Origin of the sequence: Kineosporia sp. NBRC 101731, from assembly GCF_030269305.1 — a bacterium.
Lineage (GTDB): Bacteria > Actinomycetota > Actinomycetes > Actinomycetales > Kineosporiaceae > Kineosporia.
Genome location: NZ_BSTC01000005.1, coordinates 296,061 through 315,871 on the forward strand (window position 1 = coordinate 296,061; position 19,811 = coordinate 315,871).

The 19,811-nt window shown below is 70.7% G+C and carries 14 protein-coding genes; 11 read left to right on the top strand and 3 right to left on the bottom strand.

The window, feature by feature from the left end:
- Positions 1 to 14: 14 nt before the first annotated feature.
- The 3 genes from QSK05_RS16865 (at position 15) to QSK05_RS16875 (ending at position 4,277) form a co-directional block, all read left to right on the top strand.
- Positions 15 to 1,247: a cysteine desulfurase family protein gene (locus tag QSK05_RS16865; RefSeq protein ID WP_285598182.1), complete on the top strand. Its 1,233-nt coding sequence runs from the start codon at positions 15 to 17 to the stop codon at positions 1,245 to 1,247.
- 5 nt (positions 1,248 to 1,252) lie between these two features.
- Positions 1,253 to 2,359: a tRNA 2-thiouridine(34) synthase MnmA gene (gene mnmA, locus QSK05_RS16870; RefSeq protein ID WP_285598183.1), complete on the top strand. Its 1,107-nt coding sequence runs from the start codon at positions 1,253 to 1,255 to the stop codon at positions 2,357 to 2,359.
- 760 nt (positions 2,360 to 3,119) lie between these two features.
- A complete protein-coding gene (locus QSK05_RS16875; RefSeq protein WP_285598184.1) occupies positions 3,120 to 4,277 on the top strand; it encodes a sensor histidine kinase in 1,158 nt (385 codons plus the stop codon).
- A 16-nt stretch (positions 4,278 to 4,293) separates the two neighbouring features.
- On the opposite strand, the gene QSK05_RS16880 is transcribed toward QSK05_RS16875, so the two are convergent.
- Positions 4,294 to 5,073, bottom strand: coding sequence for a VOC family protein (locus QSK05_RS16880; protein ID WP_285598185.1), 780 nt, complete (start codon positions 5,071 to 5,073; stop codon positions 4,294 to 4,296).
- Between the two features lie 292 nt (positions 5,074 to 5,365).
- Between QSK05_RS16880 and QSK05_RS16885 the strand changes: the two genes are divergently transcribed.
- Together QSK05_RS16885 and ligA are read left to right on the top strand one after the other, a co-directional pair.
- Positions 5,366 to 6,307 (top strand): uroporphyrinogen decarboxylase/cobalamine-independent methonine synthase family protein, encoded by a 942-nt coding sequence (locus QSK05_RS16885; RefSeq protein ID WP_352301654.1) that lies wholly within the window; start codon positions 5,366 to 5,368, stop codon positions 6,305 to 6,307.
- A gap of 117 nt (positions 6,308 to 6,424) precedes the next feature.
- Entirely contained in the window at positions 6,425 to 8,635 is a 2,211-nt protein-coding gene (gene ligA / locus QSK05_RS16890; RefSeq protein WP_352301657.1) for an NAD-dependent DNA ligase LigA, read from the top strand.
- A gap of 92 nt (positions 8,636 to 8,727) precedes the next feature.
- Here the strand turns inward: ligA and QSK05_RS16895 are convergent, their stop codons facing one another.
- Positions 8,728 to 9,519 carry a hypothetical protein gene (locus tag QSK05_RS16895; RefSeq protein WP_285598188.1) on the bottom strand — a complete coding sequence of 264 codons (792 nt, stop codon included), beginning with the start codon at positions 9,517 to 9,519 and terminating at the stop codon, positions 8,728 to 8,730.
- A 298-nt stretch (positions 9,520 to 9,817) separates the two neighbouring features.
- Between QSK05_RS16895 and QSK05_RS16900 the strand changes: the two genes are divergently transcribed.
- Together QSK05_RS16900 and nhaA are read left to right on the top strand one after the other, a co-directional pair.
- Entirely contained in the window at positions 9,818 to 11,470 is a 1,653-nt protein-coding gene (locus QSK05_RS16900) for an FAD-binding dehydrogenase (RefSeq protein WP_285598189.1), read from the top strand.
- 64 nt (positions 11,471 to 11,534) lie between these two features.
- Positions 11,535 to 12,938 carry a Na+/H+ antiporter NhaA gene (gene nhaA, locus QSK05_RS16905; protein ID WP_285598190.1) on the top strand — a complete coding sequence of 468 codons (1,404 nt, stop codon included), beginning with the start codon at positions 11,535 to 11,537 and terminating at the stop codon, positions 12,936 to 12,938.
- Positions 12,939 to 12,993: 55 nt separating this feature from the next.
- On the opposite strand, the gene QSK05_RS16910 is transcribed toward nhaA, so the two are convergent.
- Entirely contained in the window at positions 12,994 to 13,650 is a 657-nt protein-coding gene (locus QSK05_RS16910) for a DsbA family protein (protein ID WP_285598191.1), read from the bottom strand.
- A 226-nt stretch (positions 13,651 to 13,876) separates the two neighbouring features.
- Here QSK05_RS16910 and gatC point away from each other — a divergent pair, with 226 nt between their 5' ends.
- The 4 genes from gatC to QSK05_RS16930 are packed head-to-tail and all read left to right on the top strand — an operon-like array spanning position 13,877 to position 19,724.
- A complete protein-coding gene (gene gatC, locus QSK05_RS16915; protein WP_231487366.1) occupies positions 13,877 to 14,173 on the top strand; it encodes an Asp-tRNA(Asn)/Glu-tRNA(Gln) amidotransferase subunit GatC in 297 nt (98 codons plus the stop codon).
- Entirely contained in the window at positions 14,173 to 15,714 is a 1,542-nt protein-coding gene (gatA, locus tag QSK05_RS16920) for an Asp-tRNA(Asn)/Glu-tRNA(Gln) amidotransferase subunit GatA (protein WP_285598192.1), read from the top strand. The genes gatC and gatA overlap by 1 nt, the downstream gene beginning before the upstream one ends.
- Positions 15,711 to 17,261 carry an Asp-tRNA(Asn)/Glu-tRNA(Gln) amidotransferase subunit GatB gene (gene gatB / locus QSK05_RS16925; protein WP_285598193.1) on the top strand — a complete coding sequence of 517 codons (1,551 nt, stop codon included), beginning with the start codon at positions 15,711 to 15,713 and terminating at the stop codon, positions 17,259 to 17,261. The genes gatA and gatB overlap by 4 nt, the downstream gene beginning before the upstream one ends.
- 21 nt (positions 17,262 to 17,282) lie before the next feature.
- On the top strand, positions 17,283 to 19,724 hold the full coding sequence (locus QSK05_RS16930; protein ID WP_285598194.1) for a putative bifunctional diguanylate cyclase/phosphodiesterase: 2,442 nt from the start codon (positions 17,283 to 17,285) through the stop codon (positions 19,722 to 19,724).
- Positions 19,725 to 19,811 lie beyond the last annotated feature (87 nt).

Sequence of the window (19,811 nt, forward strand, 5' to 3'; positions counted from 1 at the left end):
CTACACTCGACTCCGTGACTGCTTATCTCGACCACGCGGCGACCACGCCGATGCTGCCCGCAGCGGTGGCGGCCATGGTCGAGGAGATGGCGTCCACCGGCAACGCCTCGTCCCTGCACTCCTCCGGGCGCCGGGCCCGCCGGGTGGTCGAGGAGGCCCGCGAGCAGTTCGGCGCGGCGCTCGGCGCCAGTCCCAGTGAGGTGATCTTCACCTCCGGCGGCACCGAGGCCGACAATCTGGCGGTCAAGGGCCTGTTCTGGGCCCGGCGCGCTCTCGACGGCCACCGGCGCACGATCGTGGCCACCCCGATCGAGCACCACGCCGTACTCGACCCCCTCGAGTGGCTGGTCACCCACGAGGGCGCCGAGATTCTCTGGGCCCCGGTCGATCACGCGGGTCGCGTGGATCTCGACGGCCTCTCACAGCTTTTGGACGCGCATCACGACGCGGTCGGCCTGGTCACCGTCATGTGGGCGAACAACGAGGTGGGCACCGTCCAGCCGATCCCGCAGATCGCGGAACTGGCCCACCGGTACGGCATCCCGGTCCACACCGACGCGATCCAGGCGGTCGGGCACCTCCCGGTCGACTTCGCCGGCAGCGGCGCCGACTGCCTCAGCGTGAGCGGGCACAAGCTGGGCGGCCCCGTCTCGGCCGGCGCCCTGCTGGCCCGGCGCGGGCTCGACCTGGTGCCCGGACTGCACGGTGGCGGGCAGGAACGCGGCATCCGCTCCGGCACCCTCGACGTCCCCGCGCTGAAGGCGTTCGCCGTCGCGACCATCCAGGCCGTGCAGACCCAGCCCGCCGAGGCCGCGCGCATCGCGGCCCTGCGCGACGACCTGGTGCGGGCGGTCTGGAAGGCCGTGCCCGACGCCGTGCTGAACGGCCCGGTGCCCGACGGCCTGGCCGGACTCGGCCCGGCCCTGGCCCCCGAAGGCCCCTTCGACCGCCTCCCCGGCAACGCCCACTTCACCTTCCCGGGCTGCGAGGGCGACTCCCTGCTCTACCTGCTCGACGCCCGCGGCGTGGAATGTTCCACCGGTTCGGCCTGCCAGGCGGGAGTACCGCAGCCCAGTCATGTGTTGCTGGCCATGGGCGTGCCCGAGGCCACGGCCCGGGGTGCGCTGCGCTTCAGCCTGGGCCACACCTCCACCGCCGCCGACGTGGCGGAGCTGGCCGAGGCGATCGGCCCCGTGGTCGACCGCGCCCGGGGCGCGGGCCTGAGTTCCGGTTTGTCGAAGGGGTAGCACTGATGCGAGTACTGGCTGCGATGAGCGGCGGGGTCGACTCCGCCGTGGCCGCGGCGCGCGCCGTCGACGCCGGGCACGAGGTCGTCGGCGTGCACCTGGCGCTGGCCCGCAACCCGCAGACCCTGCGGGCCGGCGCTCGCGGGTGCTGCACGATCGAAGACGCCGGGGATGCCCGCCGGGTCGCCGACATCCTCGGGATCCCTTTCTACGTCTGGGATCTGGCCGAGCGTTTCCAGGAAGACGTGATCGACGACTTCGTCGCCGAGTACAAGGTCGGCCGCACGCCCAACCCGTGCGTGCGCTGCAACCAGAAGATCAAGTTCGCCGCCCTGCTCGACAAGGCCGTGGCCCTCGGGTTCGATGCCGTCAGCACCGGGCACTACGCGCAGATGATCGACGGCCCGCACGGCCCGGAGCTGCACCGCGCGCTCGACATGGGCAAGGACCAGTCGTACGTGCTGGCCGTGCTCCCGCCCGACCGCCTGGCCCGGTCGCTGTTCCCGCTCGGCGACACGCTCAAGGACGACGTGCGCCGCGAGGCCGCCGAGCGCGGTCTGCGCGTCGCCAGCAAGCCCGACAGCCACGACATCTGCTTCATCTCCGACGGCGACACCCAGGGCTTCCTGGCCAAGCGGCTGGGTGCCCAACCCGGTCCGATCGTCGGTACCGACGGTCAGCAGCTCGGAGAGCACTCCGGGGCCTACGGTTTCACCGTCGGGCAGCGCCGCGGGCTCTCGATCGGGACGCCCGCCGCCGACGGCAGGCCACGGTACGTGCTGAGCATCGAGCCGGTGTCGAACACGGTGGTCGTGGGGTCGGCCGAAGAGCTCCAGGTGAACGGCATCAGCGGGGCCGAGGCCACCTGGTGCGCGCCCGTGCCCGACCTCGGTGAGCCGGTGTCGGTCCAGGTCCGGGCGCACGGACGTGCGGTGCCCGCGCGCGTGCTCTCGTACGGCCCGGCGGCGGGGGAGGGTGCTGTGCAGACCCTTCCGGCCACGCTCGAGGTGGCCCTCGACGAGCCGATCAACGGCGTCGCCACCGGCCAGACCCTCGTGCTGTACCGGGGCACCCAGGTGATCGGGTCGTCCACCATCAGCGCGACCAGCTGAAGCCCTGACCCGACCGACTCCATCGAATCAACCGAACCGGCCCGACCGGCTCGACCGGCTCGACCGGCCCGACTGGCTCGACCGGCCCGACCGGCCCGACCGGAGCGGGACGCTCGGTCATGTCGCGTGCAGCGGAGGCGCTCGGGCAGAAGACCTTTCGCGCGCGTTCCAGCAGTCTTGGAACGTCGTCAGCATCGCGGGGCCATGGCCAAAGAGCCCTGCGCGTTGTGTACACCTGGTACATCCGGTACCGGATGTACCAGGTGTACACAACGCGCATGATCCGGGGACTCCATGGTCCTACGCGCAGGAGCCGGTCCGGTCGCCGAATCCTCGCGAGAAACCATCACCGCGGCTGCCGATACACGGCTGCCGGGACAAGACCGCTGTCACGGAGCCCGCCAGGTCTGGGGGTTACAGGTCCGGGGCTGCCCGGTCGGGGGGGCTGCCCGGTCGGAGGGCTGCCGGGTCGGAGGGCTGCCGGGTCGGGAGGGGTGCCAGGGTGAGGGCTGCCCGGTCGGAGGGCTGCCGGGTCGAGGACTGCCAGGTCGGGAGGCTGCCAGGGCGAGGGCTGCTCGGTCGGGGGGTTGCTCGGTCGAGGGCTGCCTTCGCCCTGTCGGCCGGTCCCGGTTGTCCCCACCACCCCGGTTCCGTGAGGGGCGGCCCGCACCGTCGTGGTGCGCGTCCTCCATCGGGCTTGTGGGCGCCTGCATCATCGGCCGTGAAACCCGCCCGGTTCGAGCACCTATGCTCGATGGTCGTGTGTCATCTCCCCGAGGGACTGAGTCGTGCGCGGGCGTTGCGCGACGTGCTGCTCGCCCTGGCACTGATCGTCTTCGCGTTCGCGACCGGTGGCACGTTCGCCGTGGTGCTGGGAGCCGTGAACCGGGACCGGCCCGACGACCTTCTGTCGGTGGTTCTGTTACTGGCGCAGTGCCTTCCGCTGATCGTGCGGCGGACCCGGCCGGATCTCGCGCTGGGCGTGATCGGCCTGGCCTGGGGCGTTTACCAACTGATGGGGTATGAGGGCAGTAGCGCCGGGCTGGCCCTCTACATCGTCCTCTACAGCGCGGGCGCCCACCTGACGCGCAGACGCTGGCAGACCGCCGCCGGGGCGACGTTCGGTTACCTGGTGCTCGCTGTGACCCTGCACCGTACCCCGTACCACGAGACACCGCTCAGTTACGTGACGTTCGCGCCTGTGCTCGTGCTGTTCTGGATGATCGGTGAGGGAGTTCGCGCCCGGACCCGGGCCGAGGCGGCGCGCCGGGCGGCCCAGAAACGCGAGGCGGTGGCGCAGGAACGGGCCCACATCGCGCGGGAACTGCACGACGTGGTCACGCATCACGTCACGGCGATGGTGGTGCAGGCCGAAGCCCTGCCCTACCTGCTGCCGGGTAACCCCGACAAGGTCCGCGACGGGCTCGGAACCATCAGCGCCACCGGGCGTTCCGCGATGACCGACCTGCGTGAACTGCTCGACGTGCTGCACGACCCGGGCACCTCCACCGACCAGGAACGCACCCCGGCCCGCGAGTCCCTCGAGGTCCTGGTCGAGCGCGCCCGCGCCGCCGGGCAGGATGTCACGTTCGCCGAGCACGGCGACCCCGCCCCGATCCCCACCGGCCTGGGTCTGGCCCTGCAGCGCGTGGTGCAGGAATCCCTGACGAACGCCCTGAAACACGCCCCGGGCCGCACCACCGCGGTGACCCTGACCCATGGTGAGGACGAACTCGACGTCGCCGTGGTCACGTCCGGCGGGGCCACGACCCCCCGCCGCCCCTGGGCCCGTTCCGGGCGCGGCATCAACGGTATGCGCGACCGCGTGGCCGCTTTCGGCGGTGAACTGACGGTGGGACAGGAGCCGGGCGGCGGTTTCGCGGTGCGGGCGAAGTTGCCGCGCCGGCCGGCTGCCTGAGAGACCAGGCACCTGGTCACGGCGCCGCGGGCGGCTCCATCAGCCAGAGCCGGTTGCCGTCGGGATCCTTGATCGCGGCCATCCGCCCGAACGGGCTGTCGAAGTCGCGGCCGGTGATCCGGCCGCCGGTGCTCTCGACGAACTCCAGGGCCTCGGTGATGCTGCGGACCTGGAAGTACGCGAGCCAGTAGGGGGACGCGTCGTCCTCACCCATCATCGGGCCGATACCGCCCAGGGGCCATTCCTCGTCCGGATGCGAGTAGGTCTGGTAGGTGTCGCCCGCGCCCATCTCCGGCGGTAGCGGTGCGTTGTCGAAACCGAAGATCCGGCGGTAGAACTCGCGGGCGGCGGTCGGATCGGACGAGCGCAGGTCGTCCCAGACGAAGGCGCCGGCGTCGCGCACGTGGCCGCTGCCGATGGCATCGCCCGCCTGCCAGAGCCCGAACGGTGCCCCGGCCGGGTCGCAGGCCACCGCCCGATGTCCGCGGGTACCCGCGCTGCGGGGCGGCAGCAGGATCTGCCCGCCGTGCGCCACCACGGCCTCGGCGGTCGCCCGCAGATCGTCCGCGGCGAAGTGGATCAGCCAGCCGGTGGGCGCGTCCTCGTGGATCTCGGTGATCCCGGCCGCCTCGGCGCCGTCCACCGTCGCGATCACCAGGGAGTGCTCCGAGGGCGACCGCTCGAACGACCACCCCAGCAACGGCCCGTAGAACGCCCGGGCATCGTCGACGTCCACCGCCGAGAGCTCGGTCCAGCAGGGTGTTCCCGCGCGCCAGCGTTCGGTCCGGATGGCCACGTGCGTCTCCAGTTCCGTCGTGGTGCGGCGCTCGGGTGAGGAGCGCCGGCCGTCTACAAGATCTCGCGGACAGTAGCCGCGTGATCACCGTACTGGGTGGCGGCCCGCAACCGGGGCTGACGCAGTGGGTCGTTCGGCGCCGTAGGCTCGCAGGGTGTCGACCCCCACTGACAACCTTCATCTTCCCGACCCGGCCGATGCCTCCGGCGCCTCTGGTGAGGATGCGGTCGTGATCGGCCCGGGCGCGGCCACCGGCATCGGTTCGTGGCCGGGCACCGACGTCCTGGACACCATGCGCGTGGTCTTCGGCGAGCTCGGCGATCCGCCGGCGATCCCGCACCTGCCCGAACTGCCCGCGCGGGGGCCGGGCGCGGACATGATCGGACGGGGCGCCGGTCTGCTCGTCGACCTGCCCGTCGACCTTCAGCCGTCCGGGTGGCGCCTGGTCGACCACCCCGGCCGCGACCACAGCCGCACCCGGTCGTGGTTGCGGCAGGACCTGGACGTGCTCGCGGAGGTCGCCGACGGGTACGAGGGCCTGCTGAAGGTTCAGGTCACCGGCCCGTGGACGCTCGCGGCGAACCTGTGGTTGCCGCGCCTGGAGCGCGTGGTGGTGGACAAGGGGGCCTGTCGCGACGTGATCGAGTCCTTGGCCGAGGGCGTCCGACAGCATCTCCAGGAGGTGCAGCGGCTGGTGCCGAAGGCCCGGCTGGTGCTGCAGGTCGACGAACCCTCCGTACAGTCCGTGCTGGAGGGTTCGCTGCCCACGGCCAGTGGCTTCGGGCGGCTGCGGGCGGTTGACGGGCCGGTCGTGATCGAAGGGCTGCGGACGGTGCTGGAGGCGGCGACCGCGGCCGGTGCGGTGCGTACCGTGCTGCACTGCTGTGCCTCGAAACCGCCGGTGGAGGTGCTGATCCGGTCGGGCGCGTCGGCACTGTCGCTGGACGTGTCGCAGCTGGGTACCCAGCGCTGGGAGCAGGTGGCCGAGGCCACCGAGAACGGTCTGGGGCTGTGGGCGGGAGTCGTGCCGACGGCCTCCGGTCTGAAGCCCGCGGCCGTGGCCGACGCGGTCTGGAACCCGTGGCGCCGGCTCGGGCTGGATCCGAAGTCCGTCGCGGACGTCGTTCTCACCCCGGTCTGTGGGCTCGCCGGATCTTCTCCCCAGCAGGCTCGCTCGGCGCTGAAGGTGGCGCGTGAGGCGGCGCGCATCCTGAGTGAGAAGGCGTACGAGTAGCCGGCCCTCCGATGTCGGGCGGGTTGAGGTCGGGCCGGGCTGAGGCCGGGCCGGGCGTCGCGCCGACGCGAAACTGTCGGTGGGTCGCGGTTGAATGTGGACGTGGCTGAAGCAGAGATGGGTGCGGCGGACGACCTGCCCGGCGGCGAGGTGGCCGGTCAGGGGGAGATCCCCGAAGAGGCACGTCACCGGTGGGCCGATCTGGCCGACCAGATCCGCGAGCACCGCTTTGCCTACTATGTGCGGGACGCGCCGACGATCTCCGACGGTGACTTCGACGCGCTGATGAAGCGGCTCGAGGCGCTGGAGGAGCAGTACCCCGGCCTGCGGACGCCCGACTCGCCGACCCAGCAGGTCGGGGGCACGTGGTCCACGGACTTCGAACCGGTCGATCATCTCGAGCGCATGCTCAGCCTCGACAACGCGTTCAGCGTCGAGGAGTTGCGGGAGTGGGCGGCCCGGGTCGAGCGCGACGCCGGTGCGGTGCGGTACCTGTGCGAGCTGAAGATCGACGGCCTGGCCATCAACCTGCTGTACGAGGGCGGCCGGCTGATGCGGGGCGCAACCCGGGGCGACGGCCGCACGGGCGAAGACGTCACGCTCAATGTCCGTACCATCCAGGGCATCCCGCACTCGCTCACCGAGGTCGAGGGCGTGCCCTTCCCGGAGCGGGTCGAGGTGCGGGGTGAGGTGTTCTTCCCGATCGAGGCGTTCGCCGAGCTCAACGCCAAGCTGGTCGAGCAGGGCAAGCCGCCGTTCGCGAACCCCCGCAACGCCGCCGCCGGGTCGCTGCGCATGAAAGACCCGCGGGTCACCGCCACCCGGCCGCTGCACATGCTGGTGCACGGCCTGGGCGCCCGCACCGGGTTCGACATTGTCTCGCAGTCGCAGAGTTACGACCTGCTGAAGGCGTGGGGTCTGCCGACCTCCGGCACCTACCGGGTGGTGGGCAGCGTGGACGAGGTGGTGGAGTTCATCGAGTTCTTCGGTGAGCACCGGCACGACCAGATCCATGAGATCGACGGTGTGGTGGTCAAGGTCGACGAGGTGGCCCAGCAGCGCCGGCTCGGGGCCACCAGCCGGGCGCCGCGCTGGGCCATCGCCTTCAAGTACCCGCCCGAAGAGGTGAACACGAAGCTTCTCGACATCCGGGTGAACGTCGGGCGCACCGGCCGGGTCACGCCCTACGGCGTGATGGAGCCGGTGCTCGTGGCCGGTTCCACGGTCGCGATGGCCACGCTGCACAACGCTTTCGAGGTGAAGCGCAAGGGTGTGCTGATCGGCGACACGGTGGTGCTGCGCAAGGCCGGTGACGTGATTCCCGAGATCGTCGGACCGGTGGCCGAGGCCCGCGACGGCAGCGAGCGCGCGTTCGTCATGCCGACGCACTGCCCGGAGTGTGCGACGGAGCTGCGGTACGAGAAGGAGGGCGAGAAAGACATCCGCTGTCCCAACTCCCGTACCTGCCCGGCGCAGCTGCGGGAGCGGTTGTTCCACGTGGCCGGTCGGGGAGCCTTCGACATCGAGGCGCTGGGCTGGGAGGGCGCGATCGGCCTGCTGCAGGCCGGGGCGGTGAAAGACGAGGGCGACCTGTTCGACCTGACCCCCGAGATCGTGAGCACCGTGCCGCAGTACACCCGCAAGGACGGTGAGCTGTCGGCCAACGGGCAGAAGCTGCTCGACAACCTTCAGAAGGCCAAGAATCAGCCGCTGTGGCGGGTTCTCGTGGCCTTGTCGATCCGGCACGTGGGCCCGACCGCGGCCCGGGCCCTGGCGCAGTCGCATCGCTCGATGGATCGGATCCGGGAGGCCACGGAGGAAGAGCTGGCCGCCGTCGACGGCTGCGGCCCGGTGATCGCCGTGGCGGTGCGGGAGTGGTTCGAGGTCGACTGGCACACCGAGGTGGTGCGGCGCTGGGCCGACGCCGGCGTGCGGATGGCCGACGAGGTGGACGAGTCGGTGCCGCGCACGCTGGAAGGCATCACGGTGGTCGTCACCGGTTCGCTCGAAGGCTTCAGTCGCGACGAGGCCAAGGAAGCCATCCTGAGTCGCGGTGGCAAGGCCTCGGGCAGCGTCTCGAAGAAGACGAGTTTCCTGGTCGCGGGGGAGAGCGCGGGCAGCAAACACGACAAGGCCGTGCAGCTGGGCGTGCCGGTGCTCGATGAGGCAGGCTTCCGGCTACTGCTGGAACAGGGGCCGGAAGCGGTGACACCGGTTGTCGAGGCGGTGCCTTCTGAGGCGGTGCCTTCTGAAGCTGTGGCCTCGAAGGCAGTGGCCTCAAAGGCGGTGCCTTCCGAGGCTGGCGATGGCGAGACAGCCGTGGATTGACCCGCTGCGGTCCGGCCCTACGCATCGTGCCGACCCCGCGCATCGTGTGCATTCCTCGCGCCCCGGCCGCAACGACTGCACACGATGACTTCTCAGACCCAGCTGGTGACCGCCGACAAGACCTGGCGCACGGTGGTGGCGACCGGCCGGATCAGGGTCTCGTTCACCTGGCGGGCTTCGGCGGCGACTCCCCGGCCGATCGAGCGGGCCAGGGCGGCGATCGCCCGGCCGAAGGGGGCGACGACGTTCTGCCAGATCCAGCGGGTCGCCAGGCCGAGGGGGCGCAGGGTGTAGCGGTAGGCGAGGTGCAGCAGCCATCCGGCGCCGCGCCGGCCGGGACGCAGGAAGTACACGTAAAGGCTTCTGATCAGCCAGGTTACGGGTTTTACCACGAGTAGGTGGAGAGCTCGTCCGATCGCGACGAAGACCGGCGTCAGGAGCTCGGCCAGCCGGGTCACCATCCACTGGAGCCCGTGCGCCGCCGGCGCGATCAGGTAGTTCCGGACGAAGCCCAGCACCGGGACGACGACCACGTGCCAGATGAAGCGGCCCGGCACGACGACCAGGTACCGGATGAGGAAGAGCGCCGGAACGACCAGCAGGTGGCGGCCGAGGAAGAGCCCCGGGACGACCAGCAGGTAGCGGCCGATGAAGCATGCCGGGACGACCACTAAGTAGCGCCAGAGAAAGAGCACCGGCACCAGGACCAGCTTGTCGAACAGCCAGACCGCGGGCCGGAGTACGTAGTCGGCGAACAGCCTGCCGGCCACCCGGAGCAGCTCCCACGCCAGGCGGAACGGCAGCACGACGATGATGGCCAGCACCCGCACCGGCCACGGCACGGTGGGGTCGGGGGAGTAGGTGCGGTGTCCGGGCTCGCTCACGGCCCAGGGACGACACCGCGGCCCAGCTTGTTGCACGTCGCCGGTCCGGAGCGGGTTGCGGGGAGACTGCTGAACAAGACATTCGCCGGCCCCTTCGTTCGTGATCATGCGATCCCCCAGCCCTCGGCCGGGAGGTGCCCCACTTCTCCGGTGTTCCAGAACTTCCACGCCCAGAGTTCTAGAACTCTGGGGAGGTTTTGCATGATCACGGAAGAAGTTGGGGGGATTACGTGAGGGTCAGGGGGCGAGTGCGGTGAACGGACTGGGCGGATCGGGGGCGGCGTGGTGGGATTCACGGATGGACGCTGACGTCATCGTGGTGGGGGCCGGGCTGGCTGGGCTGGTAGCGACGGCCGAGCTGGTGGACGCGGGACGGCGGGTGATCCTCGTCGACCAGGAGAGCGACCAGAACGTGGGGGGTCAGGCGCACTGGTCGTTCGGCGGGCTGTTCCTCGTGGACTCGCCGGAGCAGCGCCGGATGAAGATCAGGGACTCGCACGAGCTGGCCTGGCAGGACTGGCAGGACACCGCCGGGTTCGACCGCGACGAGGACCACTGGCCGCGGCGCTGGGCGGAGGCCTACGTCGACTTCGCCGCGGGGGAGAAACGGTCGTGGCTGAGTCAGCGGGGCCTGAAGTGGTTCCCGCTGGTGGGCTGGCCCGAGCGCGGTGAGGGCCGGCCCGGCGGGATCGGCAACACCGTGCCGCGGTTCCACATCACCTGGGGCACGGGGCCAGGCGTGGTGGAGCCGTTCGAGCGCCGCGTGCGCGAGGCCGTGGCCCTGGGCCAGGTGACACTGGCGTTGCGGCACCGGGTGGACGATCTGGTCGTCCGTGACGGTGCGGTCACCGGGGTCGCGGGGCAGCGACTGGAGGCGGACCGGCGTCCCCGGGGTGTGAACGGAAATCACCGGGAGATGGGTGAATTCAGTTTCAGTGCGGAGGCGGTGATCGTGACCTCCGGCGGTATCGGAGGCAGTCACGACCGGGTGCGGGAGGCATGGCCGCAGCGACTGGGCACCGCCCCGTCCACCATGGTCACCGGTGTCCCCGCGCACGTGGACGGCCGGATGATCCCGATCACGCAGCGCGCGGGCGGCTGCGTGATCAACCCGGACCGGATGTGGCACTACACCGAGGGCCTGCACAACTGGGACGAGGTCTGGCCCGGCCACGGCATCCGGATCCTGCCCGGTCCCTCGTCGCTGTGGCTGGACGCGACCGGCCACCGGCTGCCGGCCCACCTGTACCCGGGCGCCGACACCCTGGGAACGCTGGAGTACCTGCGCACCACGGGCCACGACCACAGCTGGTTCGTGCTGAACCAGAAGATCGTGGAGAAGGAGTTCACGCTGAGCGGTTCCGAACAGAACCCGGATCTCACCGGGAAGTCGGTGCGGCAGCTGCTGCAGCGGGTGAAGCCCGGGCCGACCCGGCCGGTGCAGGACTTCCTCGACAACGGCAAGGACTTCGTCATCGCCGACAACCTGCCGGACCTGGTGCGGGCGATGAACGAGACCACCCCGCAGCCGCTGCTGGACCTGGCCGACGTCGAGGCCGCAGTGCTGGAGCGCGACCGGCAGATCGTCGACCCCTCGTCCACCGACGACCAGATCCTCGCCATCCGCGACCTGCGCAGTTACTTCGGCTACCGGCTGCTACGGACGGCGGGCGAGCGGCGGCTGCTCGATCCGACGGCGGGCCCGCTGATCGCGGTGCGGCTGAGCGTATTGACCCGCAAAACCCTGGGTGGCCTGCAGACCGATCTCGGCTCCCGGGTGCTGACCGAGGCCGGCGAACCGGTGCCCGGCCTGTACGCGGCGGGCGAGTGCGCCGGGTTCGGCGGCGGCGGGATGCACGGATATCGCGCTCTGGAAGGAACTTTCCTGGGCGGGTGCATCTTCAGCGGGAGAACAGCGGGGCGATCAGCAGCCGAGGCAACCCGCGCCTAAAACCTCACGGAGGGGTTGGTCGGGGGTTTACCGCGTCGTATCGCGGTTGATGCAGGATGTGGGCATGGCCGTCAGTCTGCGACCGGGACCCCCGCTGCGCTTCATCACCCCTTCGATGACCCCTGCCCTGCGCCGTTACATCGACAACGAGGCGAGCAGCGCAGCCGTCCTGCTGGTCGCGAGTCTGGTGGCTCTGCTGTGGGTGAACTCGCCGTGGGGCGAGAGTTATCACCACCTGTGGGAACTGCCGGTGCGGATGTCCTTGGGCGACGGGGTGTTCGAGCTCGACCTGCATCACTTCGTCAACGACGCCGCGATGGCCGTGTTCTTCATGGTGGTCGGGCTGGAGGTGGCGCGCGAGACCACGGCCGGTGAGCTGAGCGACCGCCGGGTGATGAGCGTGCCCGCCATCGGCGCGGTCGGCGGTCTGACCGTGCCGATCGTGATCTACCTGATCATCAACGGCGTGTTCGGTGACGGTGGCGAGGCGATGCAGGGCTGGGGCATCGTGATGTCCACCGACACGGCGTTCGTGCTCGGTGTGCTGGCCCTGTTCGGCCCGCGCTGCCCCGACCGGCTGCGGATGTTCCTGCTGGCTCTGGCCGTGGTCGACGACATCGGCGCGATCACCGTGATGGCGATCTTCTACTCCGAGGAGATCCGGATCGGGCCGCTCCTGGTGATGATCGCGATCGTCGGGCTCTTCGTCGCGCTGCGCTGGGTCGGCTACTGGAAGCTCACGCCGTACGTCTTCCTCACCGTGGCCCTGTGGTTCGCCGCCTACGCCTGCGGGGTGCACCCCACGCTGGCCGGCGTGCTCGCCGGTCTCCTGATCCCCGCGTCCACCCCCCAGAGCCGTGGCCGGGAGCTGGTCATCTTCGGCCGGGCCCTGATCGAGAACCCCTCGGCCGACGGCGTGCGGCTGGCGAACCTCGCGGCCAACTCCACCGTCTCGGCCAACGAGCGCCTGCAGAGCTGGCTGCACCCCTGGTCGGCGTTCGCCATCATCCCGGCGTTCGGCCTGGCCAACGCCGGGGTCGAGCTCAGCGCCGAGACCCTGAACGCGGCCCTGACCTCCACCGTCACCATCGGCGTGGCCGTCAGCCTGCTCGTCGGCAACGGGGTCGGGATCACCCTGTTCGCCATCGCGGCCCTGCGCAGCGGTGTGGGCGTGCTGCCCGGCGGGGTGCGCTACAGCCACCTGTTCGGCGCGGCGCTGCTGGCCGGGATCGGGTTCACCATCTCGCTGTTCATCACCGACCTGGCCTTCACCGACCAGCTCCTGCGCGACGAGGCGAAGATCGGCATCCTGGTCGGCTCGCTGGTCTCCGCCGTGGTCGGGGCCTGGGTGCTGCGGGTCATGGGTGAGCGCATGCCGCTGTGCTCACCCGCCGGCGACACCGCGCCGCCGCAACTGCCGCCGCTGCCCTGGACCGCCCCCGGCTTCCCCGCGCCCTTCCCGAGGTGACCACCGATCACCATGGTGGACGCCCACCCGCGCGGGTGGGCGTCCACCATGGTGGTCACCCCCGACCGAACCGGCGCCGCCGCGCCGGAGCCGAGTTACCGAGTGCCGCGCGCCGCAGCGACGGGACGTCGACGACCCCCTGATAGGGCGCACCGTCGATGAACAGGGTCGGCGTGCCGACGACCCCGCTCGCGATGCCCGCCGCGTAGTCGGCCTGCACCAGTGGGGCGAACTCCTGGGCCTTCTCGCCCGCCGCCCGGTCCGGATCGGCGCCGACGAACTCGGCGTAGAGCCGCAGGTCGCCGTCGGTGAGCCGGGTCTGGTTCTTGAACAGCTTGTGGTGCATCTTCCAGAACACCTCCGACCCGCCCGTGACCTCGGCCGACTCCGCGGCCAGGGCGGCGGTGAGGGCGAAGGGATGGGTCTCGAAGAGCGGGAAGTTCTGGAAGACCAGCCGGATCCGCCCGTCCGACGACTCGACCAGCTCGTGCAGCGCGGGAGCCGCCCCGGCGCAGTACGGGCACTCGTAGTCACCGAACTCGACGATGCAGATCTCGGCGTCGGGATTGCCGAAGACATGACGGGCCCGCGCGGTGACGGCTTCGGCGGTGGTGTCCATCTCGCGGGGCCGGACGGCGTTGAAGGGCTCGAGCTCGGGTGTGCCCTCGTCGGTGGGCACTGGGGTGCTGGTGGAATCCACGTCCTGGGACACGGGACGACCTCCGGAAGCAGGGCGGGCGGGGACCGGCTGACGTAGCCGGACCCGGGGCCACCAGATTACGTAGATGAAACAGCCGCCGCAGGCGAGCGGCGCATGGCCTGGGTGATCGTGACCGTAGGATGTTCACCGGTGTAGGACGACACTAGGAAGGTTGTCTGATGCACCCGAATTCTTTGAAGTAGTTGCACTGTCACCGACTGCAAGGGAGATGCTCCTCATGCCCGCCATCTCGCGCGATGAGGTGGCCCACCTCGCCGGACTGGCCCGGATCGAGATGAGTCCCGACGAACTGGACCGGATGGCCGGTCAGCTCGACGTGATCCTCGGTGCCGTCGCCCAGGTCCGTGAGGTGGCCGGGGACGACGTGCCCGCCACGTCGCACCCCATGCCACTCGTCAACGTGACCCGCCCGGACGTGCCGCGCCCCGGCCTGTCCGCGGAGCAGGCACTCGCGGGAGCCCCGGCACAGCAGGAGCAGCGCTTCCGTGTGCCCCGCATTCTTGAGGAGGACTGATGAGCGAGCTCACCCGCCGCACCGCCGCCGACCTGGCACAGCTGCTGTCCTCCGGTGAGGTCTCCGCCGTCGAGGTGACCCAGGCGCACCTCGACCGGATCACCGAGGTGGACGCCGGCGTCCACTCGTTCCTGCACGTCGCCACCGAGTCGGCGCTCGCCGACGCGGCCGCCGTCGACGCCGCCCGCGCCGCCGGTGAGAACCTCGGCCCGCTGGCCGGGGTGCCCATCGCGGTCAAGGACGTGATGACCACGCAGGGCCTGCCCACCACGGCGGGCTCGAAGATGCTCGAGGGCTGGGTGCCGCCGTACGACGCGACCGTCGTTCGCAAGCTGCGCGAGTCCCGGTTGGTCATGCTCGGCAAGACCAACATGGACGAGTTCGCGATGGGCTCCTCCACCGAGCACTCGGCCTACGGCCCGACCCGTAACCCGTGGGACCTGAACCGGATCCCGGGTGGTTCCGGGGGCGGCTCGGCCGCCGCGCTGGCCGCCTTCGAGGCGCCGCTGGCGACCGGTACCGACACCGGTGGCTCCATTCGGCAGCCCGCCAGCGTCACCGGCACGGTCGGCGTGAAGCCGACCTACGGCGCGGTCTCGCGCTACGGCCTGATCGCCATGGCCTCCAGCCTCGACCAGGGTGGCCCGTGCGCCCGCACCGTGCTCGACGCGGCCCTGTTGCACGAGGTGATGGCCGGGCACGACCCGCTCGACTCGACCAGTCTCACCGACGGTTACCCGGATGTCGTGGCCGCTGCCCGCGCCGGCGCGAAAGACGGTATCGCCGGGCTGAAGATCGGCGTCATCCGCGAACTGCACGGCGGTGAGGGCGGTTACCAGGCCGGTGTGCTGGCCCGCTTCGACGAGTCGCTGGCGCTGCTGACCAAGGCCGGCGCCGAGATCGTAGAGGTCTCCTGCCCGAGCTTCACCGCGGCCCTGCCCGCGTACTACCTGATCATGCCGAGCGAGGCCAGCAGCAACCTGGCCAAGTTCGACGCCATGCGGTACGGCCTGCGCGTCGGCCCGCAGGGCGTGGAGGGACCGAGCGCCGAGCAGGTCATGGCCGCCACCCGCGCCGCCGGTTTCGGCGACGAGGTGAAGCGCCGCATCATCCTCGGTACCTACGCGCTCTCGTCCGGTTACTACGACGCCTACTACGGTTCGGCGCAGAAGGTGCGCACGCTCATCCAGCGTGACTTCGCCGCCGCGTTCGCCCAGGCCGACGTGCTGGTCAGCCCGACCGCGCCGACCACGGCGTTCGCGCTGGGCGCCAAGCTCGACGACCCGCTGTCGATGTATCTGCAAGACGTGGCCACCATCCCGGCCAACCTGGCCGGGATCCCCGGCATGTCGCTGCCCTCCGGCCTGGCCGACGAAGACGGGCTGCCTGCCGGTATTCAGCTCCTGGCCCCGGCCCAGGCCGACGACCGGCTCTACCGGGTCGGCGCGGCGCTGGAGTCCCTGCTGGTCGAGAGCTGGGGCGGCCAGATCCTGGACAAGGCCCCCGTGCTCGACGCCAAGACCCTGGAGGCGATCCGATGACCTCGCTCAGCCAGTTCGCCGAGGTGCTCGACTACGACGAGGCCCTGGCGACGTTCGACCCGGTGCTCGGCCTCGAGGTACACGTCGAGCTGAACACGAACACGAAGATGTTCTGCGGCTGCTCCACCGAGTTCGGCGCCGAGCCGAACACCCAGGTGTGCCCGGTCTGCCTGGGCCTGCCCGGCGCGCTGCCGGTGCTCAACCAGATCGGCCTGGAGTCGGCGATCCGGATCGGCCTGGCGCTGAACTGCTCGATCGCGCAATGGTGCCGGTTCGCCCGGAAGAACTACTTCTACCCGGACATGCCGAAGAACTTCCAGACCTCGCAGTACGACGAGCCGATCGCGTTCGAGGGTTACCTCGACGTCGAGCTGGAAGACGGCGAGACCTTCCGGGTGCAGATCGAGCGCGCCCACATGGAGGAGGACACCGGTAAGTCGCTGCACGTCGGCGGTGCCACCGGCCGGATCCAGGGCGCCGAGTACTCGCTGGTCGACTACAACCGGGCCGGTATCCCGCTGATCGAGATCGTCACCAAGCCGATCACCGGCGCCGGTGATCGCGCGCCCGAGGTGGCCAAGGCCTACGTCAGCGCGCTGCGTGAACTGCTGCGGGCGCTGAAGGTCAGCGACGTGAAGATGGAGCAGGGCTCGATGCGCTGCGACGTCAACGCCTCGCTGCGGCCGAAGGCCGAAGACCCCCAGCAGCAGGACGCGGTGCCGCTGGGTACCCGCACCGAGACCAAGAACGTCAACTCGCTGCGTAGTGTCGAGCGCGCGGTGAAGTACGAGATCTCGCGGCACGCGGCGGTTCTCACCGGTGGCGGGAAGATCCTGCAGGAGACCCGGCACTGGCACGAAGACACCGGCATCACCACCTCCGGCCGGGAGAAGTCCGACGCCGAGGACTACCGCTACTTCCCCGAGCCCGACCTGGTGCCGATCGCACCGGACGCGGCGTGGGTGGAGGAGCTGCGCGGCACCCTGCCCGAGCCCCCGGCCCTGCGCCGGCGCCGGCTGCAGGGGGAGTGGAACTTCTCCGACAAGGAGATGCGCGACCTCTACAACTCAGGAGCGGTCGAGCTGGTCGAGGCCACGGTCGCGGCCGGTGCCTCGCCCCTGGCGGCCCGTAAGTGGTGGACGGGTGAGCTGTCCCGGCTGGCCAACCTCGAGGAGAAGCAGCTCTCCGAGATGCCGGTGACGCCGGCGCAGATCGCGCAGCTGCAGTCGCTGGTCGAGTCGGGCAAGCTCACCGACACCCTGGCCCGGCAGGCGCTCGAGGGTGTGTTGGCCGGCGAGGGTGACCCGGAGCAGGTCGTCGAGAAGCGTGGTCTGGTCCTGGTCTCCGACGACGGCGCGCTGGGCGAGGCCGTCGACCGGGCGATCGCGGCCAACCCGGGTGTTGCCGACAAGATCCGCGCGGGCAAGGTGCAGGCGGCCGGCGCGCTGATCGGTTCGGTCATGAAGGAGATGCGGGGGAAGGCTGACGCGGCCCGGGTGCGCGAGCTCGTTCTGGAGCGGCTGCCCGTGGACGCCCCGGATGCCTGATCCACATCGATATCCACATCGATGCTGTGGGGCGCGGTGACCGCCCACCCCACCACCACGGTCAGGGACGTCGCGTACGGGGCGGTGGTCCTCGTGGCCGTCGCCTGCGCGGCGGCCCTGACCGTGGCCGGCATCACCCAGGGTGCCGACGCCCGGCCGCTGGCGACCGGGCTGACCGGCATGGTCGCGCTGCTGTGCGGTTCCCTGCTGGCCTGGAACGGAACGTGGGCGGGCTCCCCGGACGGTGAGCCCGTTCGGTACCGGCAGATCCTCGGCGCCGCCCTGATCCTCTGGGGCACCGGCCAGATCATCAATGCTCTGTCCGACCGCGGTTTCCCGACCATCGGCGACTCCATCGCGTTCGTCGCCGCGCCGCTGGGCGTGTGGGGCCTGCTGTCGGTGCCCCGGGCCGTGCCGGGCCGGCACCCGGCCTGGCGCCTGGGCCTGGACTCGGTGTTGCTCGGCGTCACGGTGGCGCTGCCCGCCTGGCACTTCGCCTTCGCCCACGTGTTCACCGACCGGCCGTTCGACGCCGATGCCGTGATGGCGGCGCTGGTGCTGATCGCGGATCTCACCGTGATCTGCTTCGCCACCCTCGCCTACGTGCGTGACCTCGACCGCAACCTGTTCATCGCCGCGGTCGGCGCCGGGCTCTACACGGTCGGCGACCTGGTGACGATGCGTGCCGGTCTGGCCGGAACCGATCCCTGGCCCTGGTGGGCGTCGCTGCTCTGGTGCCTGGCCTGGCCCGTGATTGCCTACGGACTGCTGCATTACGAGCCCCGGCCGGCCGACGAGCTACGCGTCCCGGTCGACCCGGACGCCCGCGGCGTCATCATCACGACCACCGTCAGCCTGGTGCTGCTGGTCGTCTCGCTGGCCGCGCTGCTGGTGGACGACCACACCGACCGGATCGCCCTGGTCCTGGTGATGATCGCGGTGGTCGTGTTCGGCGGCCGCGAGATGCTGAACACCCGCATCCGCTCGGCCCTGCTGCGCCGGCTGAACGAGGAGGCCACGGCCGACCCACTGACCGGCCTGGCGAACCGCCGCGTGTTGCAGGCCCAGATGGCACGCCTGCAACAGGGCGAGCCGTGGTGCCTGCTGACCGTCGACCTGGACGGCTTCAAAGACGTCAACGACCTGCTCGGCCACGCCACCGGTGACAAGCTGCTCGTCGCCGTGGCCCATCGCCTCGCCGCCGCGGTACCGCCCAACGCACTGGTCAGCCGCATCGGTGGTGACGAGTTCGCCGTGCTCCTGCCCGGCAGCATCGAGATCGGTACCCAGGTCGGTCAGACCATCGTCACCGCCGTGCGGCAGTCGGCCGCCGACGTCGAGGGCGTCACCCGGGTCGAGGTCTCGGCCAGCATCGGGGTCGCGGCCGTCGACGCCAAGGCCCGGATCGAGGGGGCGGCGTCGCTCGGGGGCAGCGACCCGAGTGACCCGAGCGACCTGAGCAACCTGAGCCCGGTCACCGCACCGGCCGACGACCCTGACGCCCCCGACCTCGCTGACGACTCCGACGATGCTGACGACGCGGCTGCACAGCCGGACCCCTCCGTGCAGACCGTGGTCGACCCGCTCGGCGCGCTCTCGGCCTCGGGCGCGGCGCTGCGCGTGGCCAAGGCCACGGGCCGCAACCGGGTCGAGGTGTACGACTCCACGGTCGCCCGCATCCGGCAGCGCCGCCTGCGGGTGGAGGAGCGGCTGCGTACCGCCGTCGAGACCCGTGCGATCACCGTGCAGTTCCAGCCCATCGTCGACCTGCGTCGCGGGGTGGTCACCAGCGCCGAGGCCCTGGCCCGCTGGACCGACCCGCAGCTCGGCCGGGTCGGGCCGGACGAGTTCATCACCGTGGCCGAGCAGACCGGGCTGGTCGTCGACATCGGCGAGCAGATCATGGAGGCCACGCTCAGCAGCGCCGTGAAGGAAGGCCTGTTCGACCGCGGCCTGCGCATCAACTGCAACGTGTCGCCCGTGCAGTTGCGGGTGCCCGGCTTCCACCAGGTGGTGCAGGAAGCGCTCACCGCCCACGGCGCGCCCCGCGAGCAGTTCGTCATCGAGGTCACCGAGCAGGTACTCGTGGAGGAGGGTCAGGCCGCGCAGACCCTGCACCGCCTCGCCGCCCTCGGTTTCACCATCGCGATCGACGATTTCGGCACCGGCTACTCGGCCCTGGGGTACCTGCAGCGCCTGCCCGCCGACATCCTGAAGATCGACCGGGCCCTGACCAGCAGCCTGATCTCCGAACCGCGATCGCGCGCCATCACCCGCGCCGTGCTCGACCTGAGCCGCACCGTCGGCGTGAGCGTCGTGGTCGAGGGGGTCGAGACCAGCCAGGTCGACGACCTGGTGCGCCGCATGGGGGTCGGCTTCGGCCAGGGACTGCACTACGGTCACGCGATGAGTGCCGGTGATCTGGCCGCCATGACCGATCGTCTGGGCCGCAACAACCCCTAAACCTTCCGATCTTCTCGATTCGGTAAAGATGCCCCTTTGATGGCCGGGAGCAACGGATACACCGATACCGTCGGCGAGGCCTTGCCG